The sequence below is a fragment of the Alteriqipengyuania abyssalis genome (assembly GCF_019857185.1).
In the GTDB taxonomy this organism is placed as follows: domain Bacteria; phylum Pseudomonadota; class Alphaproteobacteria; order Sphingomonadales; family Sphingomonadaceae; genus Alteriqipengyuania; species Alteriqipengyuania abyssalis.
Genome location: NZ_JAHWXP010000001.1, coordinates 646,339 through 670,639, shown reverse-complemented (window position 1 = coordinate 670,639; position 24,301 = coordinate 646,339). Strand labels below are relative to the sequence as shown.

Annotated in this window: 27 protein-coding genes; 18 read left to right on the top strand and 9 right to left on the bottom strand. The window is 64.8% G+C overall.

Annotation, left to right across the window (positions count from 1 at the left end; genetic code table 11):
* Positions 1 to 38 precede the first annotated feature (38 nt).
* Positions 39 to 1,343 (top strand): MFS transporter, encoded by a 1,305-nt coding sequence (locus tag KYN89_RS03290; RefSeq protein WP_346727184.1) that lies wholly within the window; start codon positions 39 to 41, stop codon positions 1,341 to 1,343.
* Positions 1,340 to 2,260 carry a cysteine synthase A gene (gene cysK / locus KYN89_RS03285; protein ID WP_222823780.1) on the top strand — a complete coding sequence of 307 codons (921 nt, stop codon included), beginning with the start codon at positions 1,340 to 1,342 and terminating at the stop codon, positions 2,258 to 2,260. The genes KYN89_RS03290 and cysK overlap by 4 nt, the downstream gene beginning before the upstream one ends.
* A 110-nt stretch (positions 2,261 to 2,370) precedes the next feature.
* Here cysK and KYN89_RS03280 read toward each other — a convergent pair whose 3' ends face one another.
* The 5 genes from KYN89_RS03280 to KYN89_RS03260 form a co-directional block, all read right to left on the bottom strand.
* On the bottom strand, positions 2,371 to 3,153 hold the full coding sequence (locus KYN89_RS03280; protein WP_222823779.1) for a class I SAM-dependent methyltransferase: 783 nt from the start codon (positions 3,151 to 3,153) through the stop codon (positions 2,371 to 2,373).
* Positions 3,154 to 3,320: 167 nt separating this feature from the next.
* A complete protein-coding gene (locus tag KYN89_RS03275) occupies positions 3,321 to 5,126 on the bottom strand; it encodes an acyl-CoA dehydrogenase C-terminal domain-containing protein (protein ID WP_222823778.1) in 1,806 nt (601 codons plus the stop codon).
* A 31-nt stretch (positions 5,127 to 5,157) separates the two neighbouring features.
* Positions 5,158 to 5,598 carry a MerR family transcriptional regulator gene (locus tag KYN89_RS03270; RefSeq protein ID WP_010237997.1) on the bottom strand — a complete coding sequence of 147 codons (441 nt, stop codon included), beginning with the start codon at positions 5,596 to 5,598 and terminating at the stop codon, positions 5,158 to 5,160.
* A 32-nt stretch (positions 5,599 to 5,630) separates the two neighbouring features.
* Positions 5,631 to 6,008 (bottom strand): phosphoribosyl-AMP cyclohydrolase, encoded by a 378-nt coding sequence (gene hisI, locus KYN89_RS03265; protein ID WP_222823777.1) that lies wholly within the window; start codon positions 6,006 to 6,008, stop codon positions 5,631 to 5,633.
* Positions 6,009 to 6,303: 295 nt separating this feature from the next.
* Positions 6,304 to 7,071, bottom strand: coding sequence for a ComF family protein (locus tag KYN89_RS03260; RefSeq protein WP_222823776.1), 768 nt, complete (start codon positions 7,069 to 7,071; stop codon positions 6,304 to 6,306).
* A gap of 42 nt (positions 7,072 to 7,113) precedes the next feature.
* On the opposite strand from KYN89_RS03260, the gene KYN89_RS03255 reads away from it, so the two are divergent.
* Positions 7,114 to 7,878: a class I SAM-dependent methyltransferase gene (locus tag KYN89_RS03255; protein WP_222823775.1), complete on the top strand. Its 765-nt coding sequence runs from the start codon at positions 7,114 to 7,116 to the stop codon at positions 7,876 to 7,878.
* On the opposite strand, the gene ppdK is transcribed toward KYN89_RS03255, so the two are convergent.
* From ppdK to KYN89_RS03240, 3 genes are read right to left on the bottom strand one after another with little or no spacing between them, the layout of a single operon-like run.
* Positions 7,875 to 10,544, bottom strand: a complete 2,670-nt coding sequence (gene ppdK, locus KYN89_RS03250; RefSeq protein WP_222823774.1) for a pyruvate, phosphate dikinase — start codon at positions 10,542 to 10,544, stop codon at positions 7,875 to 7,877. The genes KYN89_RS03255 and ppdK overlap by 4 nt on opposite strands.
* Before the next feature lie 57 nt (positions 10,545 to 10,601).
* Positions 10,602 to 13,007 (bottom strand): glycine--tRNA ligase subunit beta, encoded by a 2,406-nt coding sequence (gene glyS / locus KYN89_RS03245; protein ID WP_222823773.1) that lies wholly within the window; start codon positions 13,005 to 13,007, stop codon positions 10,602 to 10,604.
* A complete protein-coding gene (locus tag KYN89_RS03240; RefSeq protein WP_222823772.1) occupies positions 13,004 to 13,903 on the bottom strand; it encodes a glycine--tRNA ligase subunit alpha in 900 nt (299 codons plus the stop codon). Before KYN89_RS03240 ends, glyS begins: the two co-directional genes overlap by 4 nt.
* A 302-nt stretch (positions 13,904 to 14,205) precedes the next feature.
* Here KYN89_RS03240 and KYN89_RS03235 point away from each other — a divergent pair, with 302 nt between their 5' ends.
* From KYN89_RS03235 to KYN89_RS03195, 10 genes are all read left to right on the top strand, one after another.
* On the top strand, positions 14,206 to 14,526 hold the full coding sequence (locus KYN89_RS03235; protein WP_222823771.1) for a UrcA family protein: 321 nt from the start codon (positions 14,206 to 14,208) through the stop codon (positions 14,524 to 14,526).
* A gap of 101 nt (positions 14,527 to 14,627) precedes the next feature.
* Positions 14,628 to 14,762, top strand: a complete 135-nt coding sequence (locus tag KYN89_RS15425) for a hypothetical protein (protein ID WP_283248500.1) — start codon at positions 14,628 to 14,630, stop codon at positions 14,760 to 14,762.
* The gene (locus tag KYN89_RS03230) at positions 14,759 to 15,145 is read left to right on the top strand and encodes a hypothetical protein (protein ID WP_222823770.1); all 387 of its coding nucleotides are present in this window, start codon (positions 14,759 to 14,761) and stop codon (positions 15,143 to 15,145) included. Before KYN89_RS15425 ends, KYN89_RS03230 begins: the two co-directional genes overlap by 4 nt.
* A gap of 30 nt (positions 15,146 to 15,175) precedes the next feature.
* Positions 15,176 to 15,628: a hypothetical protein gene (locus KYN89_RS03225; protein WP_222823769.1), complete on the top strand. Its 453-nt coding sequence runs from the start codon at positions 15,176 to 15,178 to the stop codon at positions 15,626 to 15,628.
* Positions 15,625 to 15,822, top strand: a complete 198-nt coding sequence (locus KYN89_RS03220; protein ID WP_010237982.1) for a helix-turn-helix transcriptional regulator — start codon at positions 15,625 to 15,627, stop codon at positions 15,820 to 15,822. The genes KYN89_RS03225 and KYN89_RS03220 overlap by 4 nt, the downstream gene beginning before the upstream one ends.
* Positions 15,823 to 15,824: 2 nt before the next feature.
* The gene (locus tag KYN89_RS03215) at positions 15,825 to 16,277 is read left to right on the top strand and encodes a hypothetical protein (protein ID WP_222823768.1); all 453 of its coding nucleotides are present in this window, start codon (positions 15,825 to 15,827) and stop codon (positions 16,275 to 16,277) included.
* A gap of 69 nt (positions 16,278 to 16,346) precedes the next feature.
* Positions 16,347 to 17,216, top strand: coding sequence for a TraB/GumN family protein (locus KYN89_RS03210; RefSeq protein ID WP_222823767.1), 870 nt, complete (start codon positions 16,347 to 16,349; stop codon positions 17,214 to 17,216).
* A gap of 2 nt (positions 17,217 to 17,218) precedes the next feature.
* A complete protein-coding gene (locus tag KYN89_RS03205; RefSeq protein WP_248285006.1) occupies positions 17,219 to 18,103 on the top strand; it encodes a TraB/GumN family protein in 885 nt (294 codons plus the stop codon).
* Positions 18,104 to 18,217: 114 nt separating this feature from the next.
* Positions 18,218 to 18,895 (top strand): 50S ribosomal protein L25/general stress protein Ctc, encoded by a 678-nt coding sequence (locus KYN89_RS03200; RefSeq protein ID WP_222823765.1) that lies wholly within the window; start codon positions 18,218 to 18,220, stop codon positions 18,893 to 18,895.
* A 185-nt stretch (positions 18,896 to 19,080) separates the two neighbouring features.
* Entirely contained in the window at positions 19,081 to 19,533 is a 453-nt protein-coding gene (locus KYN89_RS03195) for a hypothetical protein (RefSeq protein ID WP_222823764.1), read from the top strand.
* 22 nt (positions 19,534 to 19,555) lie between these two features.
* Here the strand turns inward: KYN89_RS03195 and KYN89_RS03190 are convergent, their stop codons facing one another.
* Entirely contained in the window at positions 19,556 to 19,969 is a 414-nt protein-coding gene (locus KYN89_RS03190; RefSeq protein WP_222823763.1) for a hypothetical protein, read from the bottom strand.
* 28 nt (positions 19,970 to 19,997) lie between these two features.
* Between KYN89_RS03190 and pth the strand changes: the two genes are divergently transcribed.
* The 5 genes from pth to KYN89_RS03165 all read left to right on the top strand — a co-directional run bounded on the left by pth (position 19,998) and on the right by KYN89_RS03165 (position 24,298).
* Complete coding sequence (gene pth, locus KYN89_RS03185; protein ID WP_222823762.1) at positions 19,998 to 20,567, top strand: aminoacyl-tRNA hydrolase; 570 nt, start codon at positions 19,998 to 20,000, stop codon at positions 20,565 to 20,567.
* Between the two features lie 8 nt (positions 20,568 to 20,575).
* On the top strand, positions 20,576 to 21,184 hold the full coding sequence (locus KYN89_RS03180; RefSeq protein ID WP_222823761.1) for a CPBP family intramembrane glutamic endopeptidase: 609 nt from the start codon (positions 20,576 to 20,578) through the stop codon (positions 21,182 to 21,184).
* 4 nt (positions 21,185 to 21,188) lie between these two features.
* A complete protein-coding gene (locus tag KYN89_RS03175) occupies positions 21,189 to 22,187 on the top strand; it encodes an SDR family oxidoreductase (protein ID WP_222823760.1) in 999 nt (332 codons plus the stop codon).
* A 138-nt stretch (positions 22,188 to 22,325) separates the two neighbouring features.
* Positions 22,326 to 23,426 carry a redox-regulated ATPase YchF gene (ychF, locus tag KYN89_RS03170; RefSeq protein ID WP_222823759.1) on the top strand — a complete coding sequence of 367 codons (1,101 nt, stop codon included), beginning with the start codon at positions 22,326 to 22,328 and terminating at the stop codon, positions 23,424 to 23,426.
* A gap of 71 nt (positions 23,427 to 23,497) precedes the next feature.
* Positions 23,498 to 24,298, top strand: coding sequence for a DUF1206 domain-containing protein (locus tag KYN89_RS03165; RefSeq protein WP_222823758.1), 801 nt, complete (start codon positions 23,498 to 23,500; stop codon positions 24,296 to 24,298).
* The last annotated feature ends 3 nt before the right edge of the window (positions 24,299 to 24,301 follow it).

Here is a 24,301-nt window from a genome sequence, read left to right as displayed (position 1 = left end):
TGCTTTTGTAGCACCCGCGCGCCTGCCATGGCGATCGGGTGACGGCTACCGAAAAACCAGACTCCACCCCGCTGCGGATCCATAATTTCCGCGCCTACCTGCTCGCCCGATTCTCGATGATCGTGGGCCAGTACGCGATGATGCTGATCATCGGGTGGCAGACCTACACCATTGCGCGCGGCAACGGGCTCAACGCGTTCGAGGCATCGGGCCAGCTAGCGCTGATCGGGCTGCTGCAGTTCCTGCCGCTGTTCGTGCTATCGCCCTTCTCCGGGCTTGCAGCCGATCGCTTCAACCGCAAGACCGTCTCGCGCCTCACGATCGGCCTGCAATTCCTGGGCGCGGCTTTTCTCGCGTGGACGACCTATACCGGCCATATCGACCTGACCGCGCTGTTCTCTGTCGCGGTGCTGCTGGGCGTGGTCCGCGCGTTCAACGGCCCTGCCCTGTCCGCGCTGGCGCCCAATCTCGTGCCCAAGGCGATCCTGCCCAATGCAATCGCGCTGTCTTCGATCGCATGGCAGACCGGGATGATCGTCGGCCCGGCGGTGGGCGGCTATGCCTATGACGCGGCGCCTGCCCTGCCCTATGCCATCGCCAGCGGCCTGTTCCTGATCGCGATCATCTCCATCAGCACCATCGGCAAGGTGCCGCGCTCGCCGATCAATGGCGCGCAGCATCCGATCGGGCAGATCGTCGATGGCTGGCGCTACGTGATCCAGAACAAAATGGTGCTCGGCGCGATCACGCTCGATCTGATGGCGGTGTTCCTCGCCGGCGCGACCGCGCTGTTCCCGCCCTTTGCCTACGACATCCTGAAAGTGGGCGAAACCGGCCTCGCCCAGCTCGCCGCCGCCCCCGCGATCGGCGCGGCGGTGACCGCGCTGTGGTTCAGCTTCCGCCCGCTGAAGAACAATGTCGGGCCCAAGATGCTGTGGGCGGTGGCTGCCTTCGGCGTTGCGACCATCGTCTTCGGCTTCTCGCGCTATATGCCGCTCAGCCTTGCGATGCTGGTGATCGTGGGCGCGGCGGACATGTTCAGCGTCTATATCCGCCAGTCGCTGATCCAGCTGCACACGCCTGACGAGAAGCGCGGACGCGTTTCCTCCGCCAGCCTGCTGACGATCAGCGCATCCAATGAAGGCGGCGACGCGTTCTCCGGCTTCCTCGCCAGCGTCATCGGCCCGGCGGGCGCGGTGATCTTCGGCGGGGTCGGCGCGATCGTCACCGTGGCGATGTGGAGCCGAATTTTCCCCGTTCTGCGGCACACCCGGACCTTCGACCCGCCTGCGTCGTTGGAAGAGGAAACCCCTGAACAGACCTTGCAGGAGAAGATCCCATGAAAGCCGACTCGATCCTCGAAACCATCGGCAACACGCCGCATATCCGCCTCTCGCGCCTGTTCCCCGAGCATGACGTGTGGGTGAAGAGCGAACGCGCGAACCCCGGCGGCTCGATCAAGGACCGCATCGCGCTCGCCATGGTCGAGGATGCGGAGAAGGCCGACAAGCTCAAGCCCGGCGGCACGATCATCGAGCCGACCAGCGGCAACACCGGCATCGGCCTCGCGATGGTTGCCGCGGTCAAGGGCTACAAGCTGGTGCTGGTCATGCCCGAGAGCATGAGTCTCGAACGCCGCCGCCTGATGCTCGCCTACGGCGCGAGTTTCGACCTGACGCCCAAGGAAGGCGGCATGAAGGGCGCCATTGCCCGCGCGCAGGAGCTGGTCGAGCAGACCGAAGGCGCGTGGATGCCGAGCCAGTTCGATAACGAGAGCAACTGGCAGGTCCACGTGCGCACCACCGCCAAGGAAATCCTCTGCGACTTCACCGACCGTCCGGTCGATGCGCTGATCACAGGGGTCGGCACCGGCGGCCACCTGACCGGCTGCGCCGAGGAACTGAAGCGCCACTGGCCCGAGATGAAGGCCTGGGCGGTCGAGCCCGCAGGCTCCCCCGTGATCAACGGCGGCGAGCCCGGTCCGCACCCGATCCAGGGCATCGGCGCGGGCTTCGTGCCTGAAAACCTGCACACGCAGTCGATCGACGGCGCGATTCAGGTCGATCCCGAAGATGCCAAGGAAATGGCCCGCCGCGCCGCGCGCGAGGAAGGCATGCTGGTCGGCATCTCCAGCGGCGCAACGCTCGCCGCGATAGCGAAGAAGCTGCCCGACCTTGCGGAAGGCTCGCGCGTCCTCGGCTTCAACTACGATACCGGCGAGCGCTATCTGTCGGTGCCGGACTTCCTGCCGGAGGCGTGACCCTTTTACTCCCCTCCCTTGAGGGAGGGGCTGGGGTGGGTGTTCGGCCTATGCGGAGCGCGCAGAGGCCCCCACCCCGACCCTCCCCCTCAAGGGGAAGGAAATAGCGTTCAGGCAGCCCTCCCGATCACGAGCCGCAATGGCCCGTCGAAGAACGGCTGCCTACGCAGATGCCCGTACTTTTGGTCCCCCTTCCCACTTTCCAGATCGGCAGACAGAGCCGCTTCGAAGCGTTGCACAGCTTCGCCGGGCACAAGGCTCCAGCTGGAACAGGCTAGCCGCGCGTTTCCGTCCAGAAATGCCTCGGGCCGCCCGTGATATGCTTCGTTGAACCCGTCCCGGCACTCGAGCGGGACGGGTACCTGCTCTACCGTCACCTTGCCGCCCAGCGCGGCAGCAATGCGCTCCAGAGACGGAAAACGGCTCGCTTCGATCTCCCTGACCTCGGGGATATAGTGGGCCAGCCAGTAATCCATCATCGCGGCCGGATCGCACACCAGCAGCACCAAGGGGCCGCGCGTCACCCGCCGCATTTCGGCAAGCCCCGCCTCTAGGTCCAACCACTGGTGGACCGTCACCGAGGCCATCGATGCATCGAAGCTTTTGTCCTCGAACGGCAGGTCTTCGGCGACCGCATCGATCGCCTGCGTGAGATGCGCAGGCCGCTGTGCCCGCATCGATGCCGAAGGTTCGACCGCCGTCACCTCGCAGTGCGTCGGCTCGTAGGAACCGGCACCCGCGCCCACGTTCAGCACGGTTTTCGCATCGCCCAGCGCGCGGTGGATTTGCGCCTCGATGACTGGATCGGGCCGACGGTAACGGCTGTAGGTGCCGCCGATCGCGCCGTAATCGACATCGCCCGCGCTGCCATCGCTTCGCCGCTCCGGGTTCATTGCCGATCCTCCACCCGAGATTTTCCTACTCGCCCCGCCGCTGCTAGCTTCGCACCGGCTCCTTGAACCTTTGAATATAACAGAAGACGCGGGATGTCCTATGGTGAGGGTACCCCGCGTCTGTACTTCATCAACTAGGTCCCAGCGTGACGCTGCGACTCGGGCGATCAGGAGGCGGTGGCGAAGGCCTCTTCGCCCAGCGCCATCATTGATTCGCTGCCGCTTTCGATCTTGCGACGCAGCGCACCGGCATCGGGCACGAAGCGGTCCGCGAAGTAGCGGGCGGTGGCGATCTTGGCTTCGTAGAACGCCTTGTCGTCGCTGCCGTCGGCCAGCGCAGCCTTTGCGACGCGCGCCATCTTGACCCACATCAGCATCAGGCAGGCGATGCCCATGATGTGCATGTAGTGGTGCGCGCCAGCGCCCAGATTGTTGGGGTTCTGCATCGCGTTCTGCATGAACCACATGGTCGCAGCCTTCTGTTCGCCGACGGCCTTCTCAAGCGCCTCGGCCAGTTCGGCCATGCCTTCTTCGTCCTTGGCCGCCGCGACTTCGTCGTCGACCAGCTTGAAGAACGCCTGCACCGCGCGGCCGCCGTGCATCGCCAGCTTGCGCCCGGCGAGGTCCATTGCCTGAATGCCGTTGGTGCCTTCGTAGATCATCGCAATGCGGGCATCGCGCACGAACTGCTCCATGCCCCACTCCGCGATGTAGCCGTGGCCGCCATAGACCTGCTGCATGTTGTTGGCGACGTCATAGCCCTTGTCGGTGCCGTAGCCCTTGATGACCGGGGTCATCAGGCCGACGAGATCGTCCGCCAGCTGGCGCTCGTCCTCATCCTGCAGCGCGTGGCTCAGATCCTGCTGCAGCGCGGTCCACAGCGCGAAGGCGCGCATGCCTTCATTGAACGCCTTGGCGTCCATCAGCATCCGGCGCACGTCGGGGTGGACGAAAATCGGATCGGCCTTCTCCTCCGGCTCGGCAGGGCCGGTCAGCGCGCGGCCCTGACGGCGGTCGAGCGCGTAGGTGACCGCGTTCTGGTAGGAGACTTCGGCCTGGCTTAGGCCCTGAATGCCCACGCCGAGGCGCGCGGCATTCATCATGATGAACATCGCGGCGAGGCCCTTGTTCTCCTCGCCGACCATCCAGCCCTTTGCCTCGTCATAGTTCATGACGCAGGTCGAGTTGCCGTGGATGCCCATCTTGTGCTCGATCGAGCCGCACATCACACCGTTGCGATCGCCGATCGAGCCATCGTCGTTGACGAGGAACTTGGGCACCACGAACAGCGAGATGCCCTTGGAGGAATCGGGCGCGCCCGGGGTCTTGGCCAGCACGAGGTGGATGATGTTCTCCGACATGTCATGCTCGCCTGCGGAGATGAAAATCTTGGTGCCGGTGATCGAATAGCTGCCATCGGCCTGCGGCTCGGCCTTGGTGCGGATGAGGCCCAGATCGGTGCCGCAATGCGGCTCGGTCAGGTTCATCGTGCCGGTCCATTCGCAGCTGACCATCTTGGGCAGGTACTTTTCCTTCTGTTCCTGGCTGCCCTTGGCGATCAGCGCCGAGATCGCGCCGTTGGTGAGGCCGGGATACATGCCGAAAGCCTGGTTGGACGAGCTGATCATCTCTTCCATCGCGAAGGCGACGACATGCGGCAGGCCCTGCCCGCCGAATTCCTCGGGCATGGAAAGCGTGCCCCATCCCGCTTCGCGGAACTGGTCGAACGCTTCCTTGAAGCCGGTCGGCGTGGTCACCGAACCATCATCGTGGCGGGTGCAGCCTTCCTGATCGCCGACCTGGTTGAGCGGCTGCAGCACCTCGGCGGTGAACTTGCCCGCCTCGTCGATGATCGAGGTGACCATGTCGGTGGTGGCGTTCTCGAAGCCGGGCAGGTTGCCGTAGCTTTCGAGGTCGAGCATCTCGTTGATGATGAAGCGAAAATCGCGAGTGGGGGCAGTATAGCTGGGCATTCAAAGGTCCTCTGAAGCGGGGATTTGGGGGTCAGTCCTGATCGATTTGCTCGATATGGGCGATAAACTCGGAAAGCTCGCTGATCGATGAGTCGATATCGTCACGCTGCTGTTTCAGCTTGGCGACGTGGGCGCGGCAACGTTCGATGGTGACCCTTCGCTGCTCCACCCGGCCGTCGCCCAGATCGTAGAGATCGATCATTTCCTTGATCTCGCCAAGGCTGAAACCGACGTTCTTGGCCCGCATGATCCAGGCGAGCCGGGCGCGGTCGCGCTTGGAATAGATCCGCGTCAGCCCGTTTCGGGTCGGCGCTATAAGGCCTTCGTCTTCGTAGAAGCGCAGCGCGCGCGCGGTGCAGTCGAACTCGGCGGTAAGGTCGGAGATCGAATAGCTCTCACGCTCCTGCGCATCGGGCCGGTCGAGATGGGCTCCGGCCCCGGTATAGGGCCTCTTGGCAGCAGCTTGGGTCATGCGGAACGGTATATATGCCCTTTACGTAAAGGTCAATCCGCGACCCGCTCGAGTCGGCCATCGGTCAGCCTGCGGTAAAAGCAGCTGCGCGCGCCGGTGTGGCAGGCAGGGCCCGCGGGCTCGGCATGGATGATCAGTGCATCCTGATCGCAATCGACCAGAATCTCGCGCACCCGCAACACATTCCCGCTGGTCTCTCCCTTGCACCACAGAGTGCCCCGCGAACGCGAATGGAAGTGTGCGAGCCCAGTCTCCAGTGTCGCGTCGAGCGCCTCGCGATCGAGATGCGCGACCATCAGGACTTCCCGGCTCGCGGCGTCCACCACCACGCCGGTCAGCAGCCCGTCGGCACCGAATTTGGGCAGGAACTGCGTGCCCGATTCGCGCTCCGCATCATGTGAGTGAGCCATGCTATCCTTTCGTTTCCCGTCGCCACGCCCGTTAGACCGATTGTTGCCAATCCACCACACCGGGGCGCGAATCCTTTCATTTTTGCAACGGCACCGTTGGCAAGAGCCCGTCGCTTTGGGAAGAATGCGTTCTGTGGCCGGGAACGGTCGCCCTTCAGGCCGAGGCGCCGCGCAGATGCGCCGGGTTCAGGGGGATGCATTTTCCGGATGGGGGTTTTTCCGGAGGTGCGAAGACGATGGTTTTGGTCTGCCGATCGGCCTTTCGGGGGAATGGCCGGGCAGACTTGGAAATTCGTCACGCGGCGCCCGGGATCGCTTCGGTCCCGGGCGTTTCGTCTTCCACCACCCTGGCAAAGCACGCAATTCTCACACTTTTTGCGCCCGCCTCCAGCAAGGCCGCGGTGCACGCAGTGCTGGTCGCACCGCTGGTGAGCACGTCGTCGATCAGGATAACATGACGACCCTCAATGTCTTCGCGGCGGCCCGCCCTCACGCAGATCGCCCCGCGCAGAGCCTCGGCACGACTTACCCTGCCCAGCCCGCCCAGCTTGGGCGTCGCGCGAATCCGCTGCAACGCGTCGACCCGCACCGCGTGGCCACTGTGCTTCGCGATCGTACGGGCGAGCAGCGCGGACTGGTTGTAGCCGCGCTGCCACAGCCTGGTGCGATGCAGCGGCACGGGTATCAGCAGCGAATCGCCCGGGATATCGGCAAGCCGGCTCGCCATCAGCCGGCCCATCAGCGCAGCAAGCCCGATCCTGCCGCCGTGCTTGAATCTCAACACCAGCTGCCGGGCAGGCTCGTTATAGAGTGCCGCCGCGGCGATCCCCGCGTGTCGGGGTGGATGCGCGAGGCAGTGGCGGCAGACGCTATCCGACGCACCTTGCGAGAGTGGCGTCTGGCACAGACTGCACGCGGGCTCTCCCGGAAAGTCGAAGCCCTCCCAGCAGGCGGCACATAAGCCCGGCCCCGCCGCGATTCCCTCACCGCAGAGCGGGCAGCGTGGCGGATAGACGAAATCGACCAGCGGCCTGAAGGCGGAGGGCAGAATATTGCTGGCCATCGCGGGCTATGCTGCTCCCCTGCCCCCATGTAGGCAAGCGCGATGACCGAAGGCCCCATCGAACACAGCGTCCCCCGCATCTTCTCGCCCGCCCGAAGACGGGCCCGCTACCACCGCGCTCTCGCCCGGCAGGGCGATCAGGATGCCGCGCGGTTCGTATTCGACGACATGATCGAGGATGTGCTCGAGCGGTTCGACTTCACCCGCGCCGAACCCGGTTCGACGCTCGTGATCGGCGACGTTACCGGGCAACTCGTCCCGGAACTGCGCTCGCGGGGCTTCGAGGTCGAGAGCGCGGGGCCGGACGGGCTCGATGAAGAGCAGCCCTTCCCCCGCACCTATCGTTACGTTCTCAATCTGGGCCTGCTCGACACGCTCAATGACCTGCCCGGCGCGCTGGTCCATGCTCGCCATGCGCTGGAGCCGGGCGGGATGATGATCGCCCAGTGCCTTGGCGCGGGCACCCTCCCGGCGCTGCGGCAGGTGGTGCAGGTCGCGGATGGTGCGCGGACCTATGCGCGCATTCACCCGCAGATCGATCGCCCCGCCGCCAGCGGGCTGATGAGCCGCGCCGGGTTTGCCAAGCAGGTGGTCGACAGCCGGGTGCTCCGCGCCCGATACGGCGAGTTGGGCCGTCTGATCGCGGACCTGCGCGATCAGGGCCTGGCCGGCATCCTCGCCGATGCGCCCCCGGCCTTCACTCGCCCCGCGTGGGCGCGCGCGCAGGCGGGGTTCGAGCCGCTGAGGGAAGAGGACGGGAAGGTCACCGAGACCTTCGAAATCCTCTCCCTGACAGGCTGGAGCTAGGCTTTCCGCAACGCCGCCTGCGCCGCCGCCAACCGCGCGATCGGCACGCGGAAGGGTGAGGCGCTGACATAGTCCAGCCCGACCTGTTCGCAGAAGCCGATGCTGGCGGGATCGCCGCCATGCTCGCCGCAAATGCCGAGCTTGAGCTTGGGATCGGTCTTGCGCCCGCGCTCCGCCGCCAGTTCGACCAGCTGGCCCACGCCATCCACATCGAGGCTGACGAAGGGATCACGCGCGAAGATGCCGCGATCGACGTAAGAGCCCAGGAACCGGCCAGCATCGTCGCGACTGAGGCCGAGCGTCGTCTGCGTCAGATCGTTGGTGCCGAAGCTGAAGAAGCGAGCCTCTTCCGCGATCTCGCCCGCCATCAGCGCGGCGCGCGGCAGTTCGATCATCGTGCCGACCAGATACTCGACCCGCGTGCCCTTCTCCGTGAAGACCTCTTCGGCCACCCGGTCGACCAGCGCGCGCAGGATCTCCAGCTCGCGCTTGGTGGCGACCAGCGGGATCATCACCTCGGGCAGCGGCGCCTCGCCGCTCTTTTCCTTCACCGCGCACACCGCTTCGAAGATCGCGCGCGCCTGCATCTCGTAGATTTCGGGATAGGTGATCCCGAGGCGGCAGCCGCGATGGCCGAGCATCGGGTTGAACTCGTGCAGTTCCGCAACCCGGCGCTTCAGGCGTTCTTCGTCCATGCCGGTCGCTTCGACCAGATCGGCGAAGTCGCCATCATCGGCGGGCAGGAACTCGTGCAGCGGCGGATCGAGCAGGCGGATCGTGCAGGGCAGGCCTGCCATCACCTCGAAGATCGCCTCGAAATCGCTGCGCTGTTCGGGGAGCAGGCGGGCGAGCGCCTTGCGGCGGCCCTCTTCATGCTCGGCGAGGATCATCTCGCGCACCGCCATGATCCGGTCGGCATCAAAGAACATGTGCTCGGTCCGGCACAGGCCGATACCTTCCGCGCCGAAGCTGCGTGCGGTCTTGCAATCCTCGGGCGTTTCGGCGTTGGTCCGCACGCCCATCCTGCGTGCTTCGTCGGCCCATTCCATGACCTTGGCGAAGTCGCCCGCCAGCTCGGGCTCGATCGTGGGTACCTGCCCGCGCATCACCTGCCCATTGCCGCCATCGAGCGTGATCACATCGCCTTCCGCCAGTTCCGCCTGGCCGATCCGCACGGTGCGCGCCTTGCGGTCGATCGAGACGCCGCTCGCGCCCGAGACGCAGGGGCGGCCCATGCCGCGGGCAACCACGGCCGCATGGCTCGTCATCCCGCCGCGCGCGGTCAGGATGCCCTTGGCCGCGTGCATGCCGTGGATGTCCTCCGGCGAAGTCTCAACCCGCACCAGGATCACCGCATCGCCGCGATTGGCCCATTGCTCTGCCGTATCCGCATCCAGCGCGATCTTGCCGCTCGCCGCGCCGGGCGAGGCCGGGAGGCCGGTCGCGAGAATGTCGCGCGGGGCATCGGGGTCGAGCGTGGGGTGGAGCAGCTGGTCGAGCGCCATCGGGTCGATCCGCAGCACCGCCGTCTTGCGGTCGATCAGGCCTTCGCCTTCCATCTCCACCGCCATCTTCAGCGCGGCCTTGGCGGTGCGCTTGCCGTTGCGGGTCTGGAGGAGGAACAGCTGGCCCTGCTGCACCGTGAACTCGATGTCCTGCATGTCCTTGTAGTGTTTTTCGAGCAGGTCGAACACGCGGGCGAGCTCTGCGTAGGCATCGGGCATGGCTTCTTCCATGCTCGGCTTGTCGGCGCCGGCTTCCTCGCGCCGCGCCTTGGTGAGGTATTGCGGGGTGCGGATGCCCGCCACCACATCCTCACCCTGCGCGTTCACCAGCCATTCGCCGTAATAGTACTTCTCGCCGGTCGAGGGATCGCGGGTGAAGGCGACGCCGGTGGCGCTGTCGTCACCCATGTTGCCGAACACCATCGCCTGCACGTTCACCGCCGTGCCCAGATCGTGCGGGATGTCGTTGAGGCGGCGGTAGATCTTCGCCCGCTCGCTGTCCCAGCTTTCGAACACCGCGCGGATTGCGCCCCACAGCTGCGTGTCGACATCCTGCGGGAACGGCTCGTCCTGCTCCCGCTCGACGATCTTGAGATATTCGCCGACCAGCGCTTCCCAATGCTGCGCTTCCATGTCGGTATCCGAGTAGAAGCCATTGTCCTCGCGCATGATCTCCAGCGCTTCCTCGAACAGGCCGTGATCGATGCCGAGCACGACGTCCGAGTACATCTGGATGAACCGGCGGTAGCTGTCCCACGCGAAGCGCGCGTCGCCGCTGGTCTTGGCGAGGCCCTTCACCGTCTCGTCATTGAGGCCGAGGTTGAGAACCGTGTCCATCATCCCGGGCATCGAGATCGCCGCGCCCGAGCGGACCGAGACGAGCAGCGGGTCCGCCGCGTCGCCCAGCGTCTTGCCGACCGTCTGCTCGACATGGCCAACGCCCTTGGCAACCGCGTCGCGCAGTTCCGGCGCGAAGTCGCCGCCACGATCGAGGTAGCGCAGGCATTCCTCGGTTGTGATCGTAAAGCCCGGAGGCACGGGCAGACCGATGCTGGCCATTTCGGCAAGGTTCGCGCCCTTGCCGCCGGTGATGGTCTTGTCCTTCTGGCGCGCGTCCGAGTGGTCTGCGTTGCCGCCGAAGTGGTAGACTGTCTGCGTCATTTCGATCGTACCCCGGTATTCCCTGACACACCTGACACACTGTCCAGGCGCAAATTTCTATCCCTCGATTTTCCCGAAGTCCGCCACCTGGTGGACGGCATTGCGGAACCGCGCCAGCAGGCCGAGGCGTGCGGTGCGCTTCGCTTCGTCGTCATCATTGACGGTGACGTTTTCGAAGAAATCATCGATCGGCTTCCTCAGGCTGGCGAGCGCAGACATGGCATCGGCAAAACGCTCCTCCTCGACTGCCCGTTCCGCCTGCGGCCCTGCCGCGTCGAGCGCGTCGATCAGCGCCTTCTCGGCCGGTTCGGGCGTGTAGGACAGCGATTTACCATCGAGGTGGTGTTTGCGCTCGTCCATCTGCGCCGCGACGATATCCTTCATGTCGGGATCGTCGACCAGCGCCAGCGGGTCTTCCTCGCCGGTATGGGGCATGGCGTCACCATTCCCATCATCGTCATCCCGGCCCCCAAGCCGGGATCGGGCTTCTTCTTGCGCACCGGAAGACGAGCCTTGCCCCGGATCAAGTCCGGGGCGACGATTTAAGGGGGTGTCGAAGCCCTCTTTCTTGAGGATATTCGCCGCGCGCTTGTACCCCGCGAGAAGGTTCCGACCGTCCTCGGTCTCCATAAAGCTCTGGAGCGCGTGGACGCGGGCGAGCAGGCGGACGAGATCGTCTTCGCCACCAAGCGCGAACACCGCATCGATCAGGTCGTGACGGACGCCGGCTTCGCGCTGCTGGACCTTGAGGCGGTCGGCGAAGAAGTCGAGTAAATCCCCCTGACCCGCTTGCCCTGAGCCTGTCGAAGGGCCGTCCTTATCTTCAGAAGAAAAGTACAGTGCTTCGACAAGCTCAGCATGAGCGGTGGAGAGGTTCAGACGGATGCCATTGGAGTCCAGCAAGCGAATGACCGCCAAAGCGGCCCTGCGAAGGGCAAAGGGATCTTTCGAACCGGTCGGCTTCTCATCAATCGCGAAGAATGATGCCAGCGTATCCAGCTTGTCCGCCAGACTCACCGCCACCGTCACCGGTGCAGTCGGCACCTCGTCGCCCTGCCCGACCGGCTTGTAGTGATCGCGGATCGCGTCGGCGACGGCGTCGGGCAGGCCCTCGGCGCGGGCGTAGTAGCCGCCCATCAGGCCCTGCAGCTCGGGAAATTCGCCGACCATCTCGGTCACGAGATCGGCCTTGCACAGCCGCGCGGCCTGTTCCGCCATATCGGCGAGCGAAGCCCCTTCCCTTGAGGGAAGGGGTTGGGGATGGGTGTTCGACGCCTGCGAGGTGGGAACCCCCACCCCCGGCCCCTCCCCACCGGGGAGGGGAGAATCTGTGACGATCCCCTCTTCCACCAGCCAGCGGGCCAGCTTGGCGACCCGTTCGACCTTGTCGGCCACGGTGCCCAGCTTCTCGTGGAAGGTGATCCGCTTCAAACCCTCGGCATGCTGCGCGAGGGTTTTCTTCTGGTCGACCTCCCAGAAGAAGCGCGCGTCGGACAGCCGCGCGGCGAGCACCTTGCGGTTACCGTCGACAATGGCCTCGCCGCCGTCCGCCGCCTCGATATTGGCGGTGCAGATGAAGGCGTTGGCGAGCGTGCCTTGCGCATCCTCGCACACGAAATACTTCTGGTTGACCCGCGCGGTGAGCTGGATCGTCTCGGGCGGGACTTCGAGGAAATCTTCCTCGAACCGGCCGAGCAGCGGGATCGGCCATTCGGTGAGCCCGGCATTCTCGACCACCAGCCCCTCGTCCTCGACCAGGCTAAGCCCGGCCTCCGACGCGACCCTGGCCGCACCTTCGCGGATCAGCGCGGCGCGTTCCTGATGGTCGACGATCACGTGTGCGGCGCGCAGCTTCACTGCATAATCGTCCGCATCGCCGATGGTGATGTCGCCCGAGTGGTGGAAGCGGTGGCCCAGCGTGACCGCGCCGCTCGTGACGCCATGCACCTCGCACTCGACCACCTCGTCGCCCAGCAGCGCGACGATGCCGGAGAGCGGGCGCACCCAGCGCATGCTTTCGGTCGAGATCGACGCCGCGCCCCAGCGCATCGACTTGGGCCAGGCGAAATCGCGGATGATCGCCGGGATCGCCTCGGCCAGCACATCGCGCACCGCCCTGCCCGGGGTATCGATCACCGCGAAATAGGTCTCGCGGCCCTTCACCTCCCGCACCTCGAGCTTGTCGCGCGTCACTTTGTTCTTGCGGCAGAATCCGTCGACCGCCTGATCGGGCGCGCCCACCGGCGGACCCTTGGCTTCCTCGCTGACGGCCTGCGTCTCGGTCGGCAGGCCGCGCGCGATCAGCGCGAGGCGGCGCGGGGTCGACCACACGGTGACCGCGCCCATCGCGACGCCCGCTGCGTCCATCTCGCGCCGGAACAGCTTTTCGAGTTCGGCGCGCGCGCCCGCCTGCATCCGCGCGGGGATTTCTTCGGAGCGCAGTTCGAGGAGGAAGTCTTTCACAGGGACCACTCCGGATATTTCTCGGCCCACCTGGGGGCCATCAGCTCGGCGTATTTCTCACAGGAGCCACGCGCCAGATCGCGCACCCGGCCCATGTAGCTCGCGCGTTCCTGTACGGAGATCACGCCACGTGCCTGCAGCAGATTGAAGATGTGGCTCGCTTCGATCGCTTGTTCATAGGCAGCGATGGGGACGTTGTTGGCGAGCGCGTTCTCGCACTCCTTCTCCGCCTTGGCGAAGAGATCGAACAGCGCATCGGTCTCCGCGACCTCGAAGTTCCACTTCGACATCTGCTTCTCGTTTTCGAGAAACACGTCGCCGTAGGATACGCCGCGATCGTTGAACTGGAGGTCGTACACGTTGTCGACGCCCTGGATGTACATCGCGAGCCGTTCGAGCCCGTAGGTCAGCTCGCCCGCGACCGGCTTGCAGTCGAACCCGCCCATCTGCTGGAAATAGGTGAACTGCGTCACCTCCATCCCGTCGCACCAGACTTCCCAGCCCAGCCCCCAGGCACCTAGCGTGGGCGATTCCCAGTCATCCTCGACGAAGCGGATATCGTGCTTGAGCGGATCGATCCCGATCACCCGAAGCGATTCAAGATAGAGGTCCTGGATGTCGCTCGGGCTCGGCTTCAGGATCACCTGATACTGGTAATAATGCTGCAGCCGGTTCGGGTTCTCGCCATAGCGGCCGTCGGTCGGCCTGCGGCACGGCTGCACGAAGGCGGCATTCCAGGGCTCCGGCCCCAGCGCACGCAGCGTCGTCGCGGTGTGGAACGTGCCTGCCCCCATACGCATGTCGTAGGGTTGCAGGATGACACAGCCTTGCGCGCTCCAGAAATCGTGGAGCGCAAGGATCATGTCTTGGAAACTGGACTGCGGGGACCGGCTCATGGTGCGAGCGGCCATGGCGAAGCCGCGCGACAGCGTCAACGGCGTGAACGGTGAAAGATTCGCAAGAGCGTGCGCGGCACGCGCATCGCTAGCGCCATGGTTAGCCTAGAGTTTGCAGGAAAAAATTTCCCAGTAAATACAGAGATATAGGCCCATTTCCCTGTCCAACGTGTCAGGAATATCGGTCTTAATGTCAGGTCATGTTGACAGCGTCAGCGAATCGATCCATATAGTCAGCACAACCTGACATACCGGAAGGTTGGCATGACCATTGGACCCAATATCCAAAAAGGAATGAACTGATGAAAACCCGTATCCTGACCGCCGTCCTGTTCGCCGCTGCCCTCGTCCCCGTGAACGCATCGGCGCACACCCGCTCGATCGAAATCGACACCGGCAAGTTCGATCTTTCGACCGAGGCCGGGCGCGACATGCTCGACGCGCGGATCGACAGCGCGGTGCGCAATGTCTGCCGCAGCGGCCAGCGCGGTGTTGCCGCACGCCTCGAAATGCAGGCCTGCGCGGCGGATGTCCGCAGCGCGGTGCAGTCGCAGGTCGATCTCGCCATGATCGAGGCACGCGGCGCACACCTTGCCGGGCTGACCGTCGATCCGGAAGCGTGAGCCCCACCGGGCGGAGCCGACGCCCCAAGGTCTGCTCCGCCCCTTTCGGCGCATAGCCTTCAGCCCTTCGCATCCCAGACGCATCAACGAAAGATACCGAGATGACCAACACGCTGAGCCCAACCCGACAGCCGCTGTGGAAGCGCATCGCCGCGGGCGCCTTCATCGTTCTCGCCGGCTATGGTGCAGGCAATATCGCGGCGAAGATCGTCATGTTCGCCGGGAGCGCCGCATGACCCGCGACAAGCGCACACGCCTGTATCTCACCGCCGCGTCGATGGGTTTTGTCGCGACCATCCTGATGGTGGTTTCGCAGATTCTCGACTGGCCCGACTTCGTGGCAGGGCTGAGTGTCGGCGTATTGCTGGTCAGCCTGGTGATGCTTTTGCGGCGGCGGTTTCGCGACGAATATATCGAGCAGCTGTGGAACAGCGGCACCGGCTTCGCCGTCGTGGCGGTGGTTGCCACCTTCGCCTTCGCCCCCTTCCTCGAAGGGTTTCTCGACGGGGTGACCAGATCGGCCCGTGACCAGATGATCAGCCCCGAATTCGTCGGCCCGATCGCCCTCACCGCGTTCTTCGTAGGCTTCCACCTCAAGTGGCTGAGGAGCAGTTTGTGATCCCTGCATTTTCATTTGGGAGATTGCCGCATGGCTTATGACCCCACCGCACCGAGCCAAGAAGAGCAGTCTCACGCCTATGTTCTGCCGTGGATCGGTCTGGCCGCTAATGGCGTACTGTTAGCCGATTACACGATTGGCTTTGGCCAAGGTGTCGACACCGCATCGCTGGCGATCACCGGCGCGATGATTTTCGTGACTGTGTTTGCCCATCGCTACGACGACTACTTCAACGGACTGCGCAACGTCGCGCTGCGATGGGGGATGGCGGTTATCGCGCTCTATCTGTTTGCGGGCGCGGTGATGGGCTTCCTCAACGGTGGCAACATCCTCGGTTACTGGGCCGCAGCGGGCGATCTGCCGGATCTGGCGCGTGGAAACCCGGGCTTCATGGCCGATGGCTACCTGCTCGCCATCCTGTCCGGCCTCGCATACCACCTAGGCTTCGCAGTTAGGCGCATTCGCGGGACAGGCAGCGCATGAAAAACCGCCTGAAAGTCCTGCGCGCAGAACGCGACTGGAGCCAGGCGGAGCTGGCCGGGAGGCTGGATGTGTCGCGTCAGGCGGTCAACGCGATCGAGACGGGAAAGCACGACCCCTCGCTGGGCCTCGCCTTCAAGATCTCGCGCGTGTTCGACATGCCGATCGAAACCATTTTCCTCGAAGAGGAGGACTGACAATGGACCACGAACCGGACGATATCCGCAATCCGGGTGAAGCGCGCAACCGCGCCCGCCAGCGGCGCAAGTGGGCCTTCCTGCTCTTCGCTGGGCTGGTCGGTGCGGTGATCGGCGCGCTCCTTTCCGGGTTGGAGAACGGGGAAGGCAACTTCCTCGTCGGCCAGATCGAAACGCTGACCATGCCCGCATGGGCGGCCATCGCGATGGCGGCGGCGTTCTTCTTCGCCTTCGCGGTGCTGCCGGTCTGGGGGTTCACCCAGATCGACGATTACCAGATGCGCCAGAACCTGATCGGCTATGCCGGCGGCTGCATCGCTGCCGTCGCGGGCTATCCGATCTGGGCGGTGCTCGCGATGGGCGGGCTGGTGCCCCACCCCACCGCATTTGGAATTTTCGTCATTGCCTTTGCCGCTACGATGCTGACATTCCTTGCCGTCAAATTGCGCGGCTAGGCGGATGCATCGCAGCTTCCCTCGGACTTCCGCCTTTTTCTTTCAGGAGCACACAACATGCTTGCCAGAATGACCCGCAACACCCTGATCGGCCTTGCCGCCGCGTTCTCCCTCACCACCGGCGCGATGGCGCAAGATGCACCCGCCCTGTGGCGCGTGGCGGACGAGGATACGACGATCTACCTGTTCGGCACGGTCCATGCCCTGCCTTCCGACGTCGACTGGTACAGCGGTCCGGTGAAGACCGCGCTGGACGAGAGCAGCACGCTGGTCACCGAAATCGACATGAGCCCCGAAGCGCTGGCCGAGATCGGCCCGATGATTCAACAGATCGCCATCCTGCCGCAGGGAACGACCTTGCGCGGCATGATGAGCGAGGAGCAGCGCGAGACTTATGAGACAGCAATGGCCTCCATCGGAGTGCCGCCGGAAGCGTTCGACAATCTCGAGCCCTGGTTCGCGGCCCTGCAACTGAGCAATGTGGCCTTCGCCAAGGCGGGCTTCCAACCGCAGAACGGCACCGAAACCGTGCTCGAAGCGACGGTGGGCGATACCAAGGGCCGCGATGCGCTGGAAACACCGCGCTACCAGTTCTCGATCTTCGACGAACTGCCGATGGACGCGCAGCTCGATTATCTGGTCGAAACTGCGGCAGAGATCGACACGCTCGGCCCGATGCTCGACGAGATGATCGCCGAATGGGCCGAAGGCGATGTCGAGGCGCTTGGCCACCTGCTCAACGACGCGCTCGAATCCGACCCCGTTCTTGCCGAGCGGCTGCTCTATGCCCGTAACGCCAACTGGGCGGTGTGGATCGACGACCGGCTCGATACGCCGGGCACGATCTTCATTGCGGTCGGCGCCGGGCATCTTGCCGGGACCAACAAGCTGCAGGATCTGCTGGCAGAGCGCGGCATCCAGGCGGTGCGGGTGCAGTGACCATGCGCGCCGCGATCCTCGCGCTGCTGGCGCTGCTGGTCGCGGCTTGCGGCCAGCCTGACAAACAGCCCCCGGTTGCCCCGGACGAACCGAACCCGCTGCTGTGGGAGATCGCCCGGGCCGACGGAACCAGTGCGGGCTGGCTGATCGGCACCATCCATGCCCTCCCCGATGGCGTCGAATGGCGCACGCCTGCCCTCGACAATGCGGTTGCGCAGGCGGGCGTGCTCGCGGTGGAAATCGCCGAACTGGACGATGGGCGGGCGGTGGCGAGCGCGTTCAAGCCGCTCGCCTATTCGCCCGGCCAACCGCCGCTGCTCTCCCGCGTGCCGCCTGACCAGCGCGAAAGCCTGACCGCTCTGGTCGCCGACACGCCCTATGGCCTCGACGATTTCCGCGGGATCGAAAGCTGGGGCGCGGCCCTGATCCTCGCCCAGTCGATCGACAGCGGAGCGGACGCCGCGAACGGGATCGACCGCGCGCTGATCCGCGATTTCAACGGTCGCCGGGTGGTCGAGCTCGAAGGCGCGGCGCGCCAGTTCGCGGTGTTCGACGGGCTCTCAGAACGGGCCCAGCGCGCGATGCTGGGCGCGATCGTGGAAGAGGCCGAAGCCGACAGCGACCAGCGCCAGCGCCCGATCCGACTCTACCTTCAGGGCGATGAGGCCGGGCTGGCCGCGCTCACCCGCGAAGGCCTGCTGGCGGACGACGAAATTCGCGAAGCGCTGCTGGAGCGGCGCAATGCCGCGTGGATGCCGCGCATTATCCGCTTGCTGGAGAGCGACAGCCACCCGCTGATCGCGGTGGGGGCGGCGCACATGGTCGGCAAGGGCGGGCTGGTCGCGCTGATCGAGGCCAAGGGCTACACCGTGCGCCGGGTACGCTAAGGCGGGTTGCTTTCCCGCGACTTTGCCCGTAACAGCGCGCGCTTCGGCGCCATGTGCATCCCTGGAGGCGTGGCGAGACCGAGCAAATATCAGCATTTCGAAAGGTAGTATACGATGAGCGACGCCATCACCCTGCCGGCCGAGACGCGCGACCGGGCTGGCAAGGGAGCCTCCCGGGCACTGCGTCGCGAAGGCCGTGTCCCCGCCGTGATCTATGGCGGCAAGGAAGAACCCACCCCGATCCACGTCGAAGAGCGCGAACTGGTTCGCCAGCTCGACACCGGTCACTTCATGAACTCGATCATCGAGCTTGAAGTCGGCGGCAAGAAAGTGCGCACCCTGCCCAAGGATGTTGCGCTGCACCCCGTCACCGACCGTCCCGAGCACGTGGATTTCCTGCGCCTGACCAAGGGCGCGAAGGTGGATGTGAGCGTCCCCGTCGTGTTCGTCGACGAAGAGCTTTCGCCCGGCCTCAAGAAGGGTGGCGTGCTCAACGTCGTCCGTCACGAGCTGGAACTGGTTTGCGAAGCGGACAAGATCCCCGGCGAGATCACGATCAGCGTCAAGGGCAAGGAAGTCGGCGACTCGATCCACATCAGCGAAGTCGACCTGCCCAAGGGCAGCGAATCCGCGATCACCGATCGCGACTTCACCATCGCCACCTTCGTCGCTCCGTCGGCGCTCAAGAAGGCCGAAGGCGAAGGCACCGATGAGGTCACCGAGACCGAAGTCATCGAACAGCACGCCGAGACCGTTGAAGGCGAAGACGACCAGGTCGTCGACGGCGAATAAGCCGAGCTTCACGAACAATGCGAACGCCGGGCATCCTTCAGGGGATGTCCGGCGTTTTGCTGTGTGACGTCCGAAAGGCGAAATCCGGCGTTCATTTTGCGCCTGCAATGATGCCGACGAAACATCGGGGGAGTGGTGCGATGCGCGTTTTCGGGAAGGCAATCTGTCTAGCGGCAATCTCTGCGATGTCTCTCGGAAACACGCAATTTGGGCCAGACGACCTGCGGGCGGCGATGCTGGAGACGAGCATAGACAGGGCGCAACTGGTGATCACAGACCAGCTGAAAGCGATCTACGCTGCCAAGGCGGAAATTCATCACGATTACCGCTTCGGCCGCGATCATTATCTCCACAACGTGCGGCAGATCGGCTTTGTTCGCCGCTGCACGCTGCTGATCCGCACGGGGAAGTCGTTGTTGCCCGGGACGCAGGGCAGGACCGACCCGAATTCTGAATATGACCTGGGTGGTGGCATCCGGTTTGAACAAGACGGCACACAGGTGAAACTGGCATCACCCACCACGTTCCGCAGCTATTCGAGTGTCCTGATCTTCCCGAACGAGACCGAAGCGGTGAAATTCAGCGCGGCGATGAACCCGCTGGCCAGCGACTGCCGCGAACTGGCGACGCTGGGCTAGATCGCCAGCATCGCATGATCGATCAGTCTTTCGAAACGAAGATCACCAGGAGCGAGAGAGCGGCCACCACAGAGCCGAACAGCATGAAGCCGACCTTGGCCAGGCGGCTGGCCTTGCGGATATCGTGAACGCCGAAAAGTCGCTCCAACCGGACCCCGCCGATGAACGCCAGCACCGCCATCGGCAGCATGACGAACAGCATGAGCGCCCAAAAGGGTAGCCGAAAAATGCCCAGGCCGGTGAGGCGTTCGAACACGAAGATCGCCGCCAGGCAGGCCATCCCGCTGACGAACCCGCCCATTCGGGCGATCGCCCACTCCTGATCCTGATAGCGGGATATCGACCTCCCGCGCTCGTCGCGCCAACCCATCGGTAATGTCTCCACCCCCGCGTCCTGACGCGTATCGTGTGCCGGGCGCAAGTTAAGTTTGCGCATCCCCGCCCTCTCCCGCTAGGCGGGCGCGATGCAGATCTGGACCGGCCTCGGCAATCCTGGACCGCGCTATGCGCTCCACCGGCACAATATCGGCTTCATGGCGTGCGACGTCATCGCCGAAACGCACGATTTCGGCCCCGTGCAGAAGAAGTTTCAGGGCTGGGTTCAGGAAGGCCGGATCGGCAGCCAGAAGGTCCTGCTGCTCAAGCCTGCGACCTTCATGAACGAAAGCGGCCGCGCGATCGCCGAGGCGCTGCGGTTCTACAAGCTGGAGCCCGAGGCGCTGACCGTGTTTCACGACGAGCTCGACCTCGCACCCTTCAAGGTCAAGGTGCGCATGGGCGGCGGGCTGGCCGGGCACAACGGGTTGCGCAGCATCAACCAGCACCTCGGCCCCGACTTCCGCCGGGTGCGGATCGGCATCGGCCACCCCGGGCACAAGGACCGGGTGACCGGCCATGTGCTGGGCAACTACGCCAAGGCGGAAATGGACGATCTTGCCACCATGCTCGGCGCGATGGCGAGCGAGGCGCATTGGCTCGCCGAGGGCGACGATGCGCGCTTCATGAACGACGTCGCGCTCCGGATGCAGGACTGAGCCGCGCGATGCCGGGCCGGGCCACCCTGCTGGCGCTGCTGACCGGGCAAACGCTGACCTTCACCGCGATCGGGCTGGGCCTGTGGATGCTCTCTGGCCGCCCCGCCCGGTCCTTCGTCACCTTCGGACAGGACGAATTCCTTATTGGAGCGCTGCTTGCGGGTGTCCTCATCCTGCTGGCGGCAGCTACATTCTACGGCCTGCCGAAAGTCGCCGAATACCTGATCCGCGCGCAGGCGGAAAACTTCGCCTTCCTCGAAAAGCCCATGCCCTTCCCCGCCATCGTTTGGATTTCGCTGGGCGCAGGGATTGGAGAGGAAGCGCTGTTTCGCGCAGGCGTGCAGACGCTGGCGGCCGACTATGTCGGCGCCCCGCTGGCCATCGCGCTGGGCGCTGCGCTGTTCGCGGTCGTGCATTTCGCCAAGCCGGCGGTGGCGGCAATCATCCTCGTCATCGGGGTGCTCTTCGGCTGCGTGTACTGGATCACCGGTTCCTTGCTGGCGGTGATGATCGGCCACGCGCTCTACGATGTGTTCGCCTTGTGGTATGTGCAGAAGGAGATGCACCGGCTCGGCGTGTTCGGGCAGGATGAGAAGCCCATATCATCGACGGAGTAAGCCCATGACCGCCCTCACCCGCCGCACCCTGCTTGCCGGAGCCGCCGCGACCGGCGTGCTCGCCGCCACCGCCACCAACGCGCAGGGCGAAATGGTCGTCTCGAAGCCCGATCTTGCGGGCAAGAGCGTGCTGATCACCGGCTGTTCTTCGGGCTTCGGCCGCCTCGGGGCGGAGCACTATGCGAAGCTGGGCGCGAAGGTGTTCGCGACGATGCGCAACCTCCCCCGGCCCGAGGCGGACGAACTGCGCGCGCTGGCCGCCGAGAAGAACCTCGACATCACCGTGATCGAAATCGACGTCCTGTCCGACGAGCAGGTTGCCGCCGGCGTTGCCGAGGCGGAGCGGCTCAATGGCGGCGGGATCGACGTGCTGGTCAACAATGCCGGGATCGGCATTTCCGGACCCGTAGAGGTGCAGGACATGGAGGCGACCGAGCTGATCTTCGGCACCAATGTGCTGGGCGCGCACCGGATGGCGCGGGCCGTGCTGCCCGGGATGCGCAAGAAGGGCGGCGGGCTGATCGTGCCCATCTCCAGTCAGCTGGGCCGCGTGATCGTGCCTTTCGCAGGGCATTATTCGGCAACCAAGTTTGCGCTCGAGGCGATGAGCGAACAGCTCGCCTACGAACTGGTGCCGCATAATATCGAGGTCTCGATCATCGAGCCCGGTGGCTATCCCACCGAAGTCTGGGTCAACCGCAATATCTATACTGCCGCACTCAAGAGGCGCGCAGAGGACCGCCATACCGATGGCTACCCCCAGGTGGTCGCCAGCATGGGGACCGAGGACGGATCTGGCCGCAGCGCCAATCCGCTCGACATACCCGCAGCGATCGCGCGCATCATTGCAATGCCGGCAGGCACGCGCCCCTTGCGCACCGCAGTGCATCCCGGTGCGAAGCCGCAAACCCGGATCAATGCGGTTTCCGCCGAGACGCAGCTCAACTGGCTGGGCGGATCGGGCTACGGTCCGCTCATCAAGGCGGTGCACAACGTCGACTGACCGGGTCCGCCAGCTGCTCCCCCTCGCCAGATTGCCGAACATCGCACTAGGCACGGGCGGGCGTGAGCGTTACGGGCGGGCCCATCTCAATCACACAATCGCGGGCCTGCCGCCCGCCTGTCCGGACCAGGGAATATCATGGGTTTCAAATGCGGTATCGTCGGCCTGCCCAATGTCGGCAAGTCGACGCTGTTCAACGCTCTGACGCAGACGCAGGCCGCGCAGGCCGCGAACTATCCGTTCTGCACGATCGAGCCCAATGTGGGCCAGGTCGCGGTGCCCGACGACCGGTTGGACAAGATCGCCGCGATCGGCGGCAGCGCCAAGATCATCCACACGCAGCTGGCCTTTGTCGACATCGCCGGCCTCGTGAAGGGCGCGAGCAAGGGCGAAGGCCTTGGCAACCAGTTCCTCGCCAATATTCGCGAGGTCGACGCGATCGTCCACGTGCTGCGCTGCTTCGAGGATGACGATATCCAGCACGTGAACAACAAGGTCGATCCGATCGCCGACGCCGAAGTGGTCGAGACCGAGCTGATGCTGGCCGATCTCGAAAGCGTCGAGAAGCGGGTCGAGAACGCGAAGCGCCGTGCGACCAGCGGCGACAAGGAAGCCAAGGCGCTCGCCAGCGTGCTCGGCCAGGCGCTCGATTTCCTCAAGGACGGGAAGCCTGCCCGTTTGGTCGAACCGGGTGACGACGAGGAAGCGCGCCTGTTCGAACAGGCGCAGCTGCTCACTGCCAAGCCGGTGCTCTACGTATGCAACGTGGCCGAGGAAGATGCAGCGCAGGGCAATGCGCTGTCGAAGCTGGTGGCCGAGAAGGCCGAGGCGGAGGGCGCGCAGAGCGTCGTCGTCTCTGCCGCCATCGAATCCGAGCTGGTCGAGATGGAACCCGAAGACCGCGCCGAATATCTTGGCGAGCTGGGCCTTCAAGAAAGCGGTTTGGCAAAAATCATCCGCGCCGGATACAAGCTGCTCGGCCTGCAGACCTTCTTCACCGTGGGCCCGAAGGAAGCGCGCGCGTGGACCTTCCCCGCAGGCGCCAAGGCACCGCAGGCGGCAGGCGAAATCCACACCGATTTCGAACGCGGCTTCATCCGCGCCGAAACGATCGCCTACGAGGATTACGTGACGCTGGGCGGCGAATCCGGGGCCAAGGAAGCGGGCAAGCTGCGGCAGGAGGGCAAGGAATACCTCGTGCAGGACGGCGACATCATGATGTTCAAATTTAACGTCTGACGCTTTTCGGCACGATAGTGCGTCCCCGCCGTTGGGTCGAAAACAACGGCAAAAACAGGGGCTCACGCAAGATGGTCGATAAATCCGAGAAGTTCAGCTGGCTCGTGCGGGTGGGCTATTTCAGCCGCGCGGTGCTTTATACCGTGGTCGGGCTGATCGCGCTCACCAGCGCGGGACGCATTGCCGAAGGGACGGCGGGCATCTTCAAGGCGATCGAGGATTTCCCGGCGGGCATCGCGATCCTGTGGATCATGGTCTTCGGCCTGTTCGGCTATGCGCTGTTCCGCTTCTGCTCGCCGCTGTTCGATATCGAGAACGAAGGGTCGGACGCGAAGGGCTGGGGCAAGCGGATCGGCCATGCGGGTAGTGCGATCGGCCACCTCGCGCTGGCATGGTCCGCCTTCAAGTTCGCGACCAACAGGAATTCCGGCGGCGGCGGCGCGCAAGAGGCTGCTGCGGGCGTGCTCGGCGTGGAATTCGGCGGCATCGTGATCGGCCTGCTGGGCCTCACCTTCTTCATCGCGGCCTTCAATCAGGCGAAGAAGGGGATCACCGGCAGCTTCATGAACCGGATCAGCCCGCAGGCGCCCGATTTCACCCGGATGATCGGCGGCGCGGGCTACCTCGCGCGGGCGGTGGTGTTCGTGGTGATCGGCTGGTCGCTGGTGGGTGCCGGGTTCATGTCCAAGGGCAGCGATCAGGTGAAGACCATCGGCGATGCGATGGCCAGCCTTGCCGATGACGGCATCTGGTTCACCATCACCGCGATCGGGCTGCTGCTCTTCGGTCTCTTCAGCTTTATCCTCGCGCGTTACCGGATCATTCCGGATCTGGGTTCGGATGGCAAGGTGCCCGAATTCCGCGCGGGATAAATC

What these genes read in the sequence shown, in the direction of transcription:
- KYN89_RS03280 (WP_222823779.1), bottom strand. Translation starts at nt 3,153, where the DNA reads ATGAACCCGGAGCGGCGAAGCGATGGCAGCGCGGGCGATGTCGATTAC.
- ychF (WP_222823759.1), top strand. Translation starts at nt 22,326, where the DNA reads ATGGGTTTCAAATGCGGTATCGTCGGCCTGCCCAATGTCGGCAAGTCG.
- KYN89_RS03205 (WP_248285006.1), top strand. Translation starts at nt 17,219, where the DNA reads ATGCGCGCCGCGATCCTCGCGCTGCTGGCGCTGCTGGTCGCGGCTTGC.
- KYN89_RS03270 (WP_010237997.1), bottom strand. Translation starts at nt 5,598, where the DNA reads ATGACCCAAGCTGCTGCCAAGAGGCCCTATACCGGGGCCGGAGCCCAT.
- KYN89_RS03225 (WP_222823769.1), top strand. Translation starts at nt 15,176, where the DNA reads ATGGCTTATGACCCCACCGCACCGAGCCAAGAAGAGCAGTCTCACGCC.
- KYN89_RS03195 (WP_222823764.1), top strand. Translation starts at nt 19,081, where the DNA reads ATGTCTCTCGGAAACACGCAATTTGGGCCAGACGACCTGCGGGCGGCG.
- ppdK (WP_222823774.1), bottom strand. Translation starts at nt 10,544, where the DNA reads ATGACGCAGACAGTCTACCACTTCGGCGGCAACGCAGACCACTCGGAC.
- KYN89_RS03255 (WP_222823775.1), top strand. Translation starts at nt 7,114, where the DNA reads ATGACCGAAGGCCCCATCGAACACAGCGTCCCCCGCATCTTCTCGCCC.
- hisI (WP_222823777.1), bottom strand. Translation starts at nt 6,008, where the DNA reads ATGGCTCACTCACATGATGCGGAGCGCGAATCGGGCACGCAGTTCCTG.
- KYN89_RS03220 (WP_010237982.1), top strand. Translation starts at nt 15,625, where the DNA reads ATGAAAAACCGCCTGAAAGTCCTGCGCGCAGAACGCGACTGGAGCCAG.
- KYN89_RS03180 (WP_222823761.1), top strand. Translation starts at nt 20,576, where the DNA reads ATGCCGGGCCGGGCCACCCTGCTGGCGCTGCTGACCGGGCAAACGCTG.
- KYN89_RS03215 (WP_222823768.1), top strand. Translation starts at nt 15,825, where the DNA reads ATGGACCACGAACCGGACGATATCCGCAATCCGGGTGAAGCGCGCAAC.
- KYN89_RS03175 (WP_222823760.1), top strand. Translation starts at nt 21,189, where the DNA reads ATGACCGCCCTCACCCGCCGCACCCTGCTTGCCGGAGCCGCCGCGACC.
- KYN89_RS15425 (WP_283248500.1), top strand. Translation starts at nt 14,628, where the DNA reads ATGACCAACACGCTGAGCCCAACCCGACAGCCGCTGTGGAAGCGCATC.
- KYN89_RS03230 (WP_222823770.1), top strand. Translation starts at nt 14,759, where the DNA reads ATGACCCGCGACAAGCGCACACGCCTGTATCTCACCGCCGCGTCGATG.
- cysK (WP_222823780.1), top strand. Translation starts at nt 1,340, where the DNA reads ATGAAAGCCGACTCGATCCTCGAAACCATCGGCAACACGCCGCATATC.
- KYN89_RS03235 (WP_222823771.1), top strand. Translation starts at nt 14,206, where the DNA reads ATGAAAACCCGTATCCTGACCGCCGTCCTGTTCGCCGCTGCCCTCGTC.
- KYN89_RS03165 (WP_222823758.1), top strand. Translation starts at nt 23,498, where the DNA reads ATGGTCGATAAATCCGAGAAGTTCAGCTGGCTCGTGCGGGTGGGCTAT.
- KYN89_RS03275 (WP_222823778.1), bottom strand. Translation starts at nt 5,126, where the DNA reads ATGCCCAGCTATACTGCCCCCACTCGCGATTTTCGCTTCATCATCAAC.
- KYN89_RS03190 (WP_222823763.1), bottom strand. Translation starts at nt 19,969, where the DNA reads ATGCGCAAACTTAACTTGCGCCCGGCACACGATACGCGTCAGGACGCG.
- KYN89_RS03200 (WP_222823765.1), top strand. Translation starts at nt 18,218, where the DNA reads ATGAGCGACGCCATCACCCTGCCGGCCGAGACGCGCGACCGGGCTGGC.
- KYN89_RS03210 (WP_222823767.1), top strand. Translation starts at nt 16,347, where the DNA reads ATGACCCGCAACACCCTGATCGGCCTTGCCGCCGCGTTCTCCCTCACC.
- pth (WP_222823762.1), top strand. Translation starts at nt 19,998, where the DNA reads ATGCAGATCTGGACCGGCCTCGGCAATCCTGGACCGCGCTATGCGCTC.
- KYN89_RS03260 (WP_222823776.1), bottom strand. Translation starts at nt 7,071, where the DNA reads ATGGCCAGCAATATTCTGCCCTCCGCCTTCAGGCCGCTGGTCGATTTC.
- KYN89_RS03240 (WP_222823772.1), bottom strand. Translation starts at nt 13,903, where the DNA reads ATGAGCCGGTCCCCGCAGTCCAGTTTCCAAGACATGATCCTTGCGCTC.